Below are 3,862 nucleotides of genomic sequence, written 5' to 3'. Positions count from 1 at the left end.
TTACCGGGACGGCGACTACCTGGGCAACTTCAAGACCGATGAATTCGGGGAGATCCTGCTCACCGACCTGGAGCCCGGCACCTACCGGGCCTTCGAGGTGGACACCGGAGATGAAGGCTATATCCTGGACACCACGCCCCAGGAGGTGGAGCTGAAGGCGGGTGACGGCATTAAGGAACTGACCTTCTTTAACGACATGAAACCCGGCATGAAGCTCATTAAGGTGGATTCCGCCGATCCGTCCAAGGTCATCCCCAATGCGGTCTTTGAGATCGAGTCGGTAGCCGGAGACTACGGCCCGGAGGAGTTTACCACCGATGAAAACGGCGAGATCGACCTGTCCCACCTGCCCGCTGGGGCCTATGTGGTGACGGAAAAATCCTGCCCCGGCTACATCATCGACGAGGCCCAGCGCGTCATCCAGCTTGATCCCAATGAGGACGCCCAGTTCGTCTTTACCAACTCCATCAAGCCGTCCTTCCAGCTGATGAAACTCAGCGCAGACGGCTCCCGGCTGGCTGGCGTCACCTTCCGTATTGCCAGAATTGAGGACGGCTCTCACTATCTCGACCGTACCACCAACGCCCAGGGTGAGATCCTGATTGCCGACCTGGAGCCGGGGGTATACTCCGTCAAGGAAACCGCCACCGTGGCCGACCACATCTTAGACCCCACCGAATACCATGTCGAGCTGTTCCCTGGTCAGACCTCTACCATCACCATTCAGAACGATAAGCGGCCTGACCTGACCATCCGCAAGACCGACAAGGACACCGGAGAGCCCATCCCTGGGGTCACCTTCACCCTGCGCTATGCGGACGGCCCCACCATCACCACCGAACCCACCGGCGAGGACGGCACCGTGACTATTGAGAACCTGCTGCCCGGCGTTTATACCGTCACCGAGCAGAGTGTGCCGGAGAATTATATCCTGGATACCACCCCTCAGCAGGTGACCTTGGAGCCAAATCGGGACGCCACGGTACAGTTCCAGAACTACAAGCGGCCCACCCTGACCATCCACAAGGTGGACATCAACGGCAACGCCCTGACGGGGGCCATCTTTGAGGTCAAGACCAAGGCGGGCGTGAAGATCGGGGACTTCCCCGTAGGCCCGGACGGTTCCATTACCGTTGAGAACATCCACCTGGATGAGGGCTATTACATCGTCACCGAAATCCAGGCCCCGGACGGATATATCCTGGACTCCACCCCCCATGAGGTCTATCTGCGGCCCGGTAAGACCACCGAAATCACCATTGAGAACGAAAAGAAGCCGGGCCTGACCATCAAGAAGATGGATTCTGTCACCGGCAATCCCCTGCAGGGGGCAAAGTTTGAGCTTTGGGTAGCCAAGGACAACACTGAGGACGGCACCTATCAGAAGCTGGATCAGAACTTCTACTACACCGACGAAAACGGCGAGATCTACCTGGATCAGCTGGATACCGGCTGGTACAAGGTGGTGGAGGTTGACCCGCCCACCGGATATGCCCTCCGTGATCCTTCCGAGCAGACCATCTATGTGGACAATGACAAGGCTGCGGAGCTGATTTTTGAGAACACCCCCCTGTCCGCTCTGGTAGTCTGGAAATATGATTCCGTCACCGGCGAGGCCCTGGAGGGCGCTGTGTTCCGGGTGCGCTATCTGGGCGGCACCTCCGGCACCGGCGGCACCATCATCGGCACCTATAAGACCAGCGCCAACGGCAGCTTTACCGTCACCGGCCTGGAGGCGGGCACCTACATCGTGGAGGAAGTGGATAGTCCCAACGGTCATGTCATTGACACTGCCCCCCAGACCGTATTTATCTCCGGCAAGGAGCAGGACGTGGTGCAGCTGTACTTTGGAAACTCCCCCAAGGGAAGCCTGCTGATTAAGAAGATCGACAGCGAAACCCATGAGCCGCTCAGCGATGTGGAATTCATGGTCACGACCACCGACGGCACCGTGGTGGGCGACACCAACGGCAAGTTTGTCACTGACAGCGCCGGTACGATTCTGATTGAGGGGATCGACCCCGGCACCACCCTGGTGGTCAAGGAAACCAGGGCCAAGACCGGCTATGAGCTGGACGATACCCCCCAGACTGCCACCATCAAGGCGGGACAGACCGTTACCCTGGAGTTCCGCAATGCGCCCCAGGGCTGTCTCCTCATTACCAAGGTGGACAGCGTGACCCGCAAGCCCCTGTCCGGCGTCCAGTTTCAGATTGCCGGGTGCAATGGCTGTGAGTATCCCGCAGGCACCTACACCACCGACGCCAACGGCCAGATCAAGCTGAGTCACATCCCCTCCGGCTGCTACTCCATCACGGAAACCAAGGCCGCAGCGGGCTATCTGCTCAACGGCACCGCCCAGACCGTCAAGGTGGAGAGCGGCAGCTGCAAGGAAGTGACCATCGCCAATGAGCCACTGGGCGGACTGGTCATCAAGAAGATGGACAGCGCAACCAAGGAACCGCTCAGTGAGGTCACCTTTAAAGTCACCACCACCGACGGAACCGCTGTCGGCAGTTCCAATGGTGAGTTCCGCACCGATGAAAACGGGTATATCACCATCCCCGACCTGGAGCCGGGGGGCTATGTGGTGCAGGAGGTCAAGGCCAAGGAGGGCTACCTGTTGGACAACACCCCCAAGACCATCCAAATCAAGGATCATCAGACCTATACCTTGGAGTTCTTCAATCAGCCCAAGGGCAATCTTATCATCAACAAGCTGGATTCCGTCACCAAGGCCCCCCTGGAGGGCGTGGAGTTTGAGCTGACCTACTCGGACGGCTCCTATGTAGACGCAGAGGGCGGCACCCTGTCCAGCAGGGGCCTCTATACCACCGACGCCAACGGACAGATTATTCTGTCCGGGCTGACCGGCACCATCGTGGTAACGGAAACCAAGACCATCGAGGGCTACACCATCCATGAGGAAACCCGTACCCAGACGGTGGTCATCCATCCCAACGACACCCAGGAGCTGACCTTCTACAACGACCCCGTGGGCGGTGTGGAGATTATCAAGGTGGATGAGGCGGACAAGACTGTGCGGCTGGCCGACGCCACCTTTGAGATCCGCAAAATGGATGACGCCCTGGTGGATACCGTCACCACCGACAAATATGGCCGGGTGTTCCTGTCTCTGGAGGACGGGGCCTATTACGCGGTGGAGATCGAGGCCCCGGAGGACTATCAGCTGGATGATACCCCCCACTACTTCGAGGTGAAGGATGGCAAGACCATCCAGCTGACCGTGACCAACAAGGCATTCTCCGGCATCCTGCTGCACAAGATCGACGCAGACACCCGAAAGGGTATTTACGGCGTGACCTTTCTCCTCTGTGACGGAAATATGAATCCTGTGGATCAGTTCACCACCGACCAGAACGGATATGCCTACATTGACACTCTGGAGCTGTCCGGAAAGGTGTATCTGCGGGAGCTGGAGAACGAGGGCTATATCGTAGACGAACAGCTGAAAACCGTCTATATCAAACCGGGCGAGACTACGGAAATCACCTGGGAAAACCGGGCCATCACAGGTCAGATCCAGATTATCAAGAAGTCCGCCGACTACAACCCCACCAACGGCCTGCCTGCGGGAACACTGCTGGAGGGGGCTGTATTTGAAATCTATGATAAGGCGGGCAATCTGGTAGACACCATCCGCTCCGACAGCCGAGGGCTGGCCGTGTCCAAACCTTTGCCTCTCTCCCGCTATACCATCCGGGAGGTCAAGGCTCCGGCCAATTACGGCGCAAATGAAACGGAACTCACTGCCTATCTTGAACATGAGGGACAGATCGTCAAATTTGAGGTGACCAACAAGAGCCTAACTACCGGCGTATCCATCACCAAAACCGGCCCC

1 protein-coding gene is annotated in these 3,862 nt (G+C 58.1%); it reads left to right on the top strand.

What is annotated here, in order from left to right; genetic code table 11:
- On the top strand, positions 1-3,862 hold a 3,862-nt coding region (locus B5F88_RS20890), incomplete at both ends, for a SpaA isopeptide-forming pilin-related protein (RefSeq protein WP_087348957.1).

The sequence above is a fragment of the Flavonifractor sp. An306 genome (assembly GCF_002159455.1).
Classification (GTDB): Bacteria; Bacillota; Clostridia; order Oscillospirales; family Oscillospiraceae; genus Flavonifractor.
Note: the sequence above shows the minus strand (reverse complement) of the source record. Positions and strands in the feature narration are given on the sequence as shown.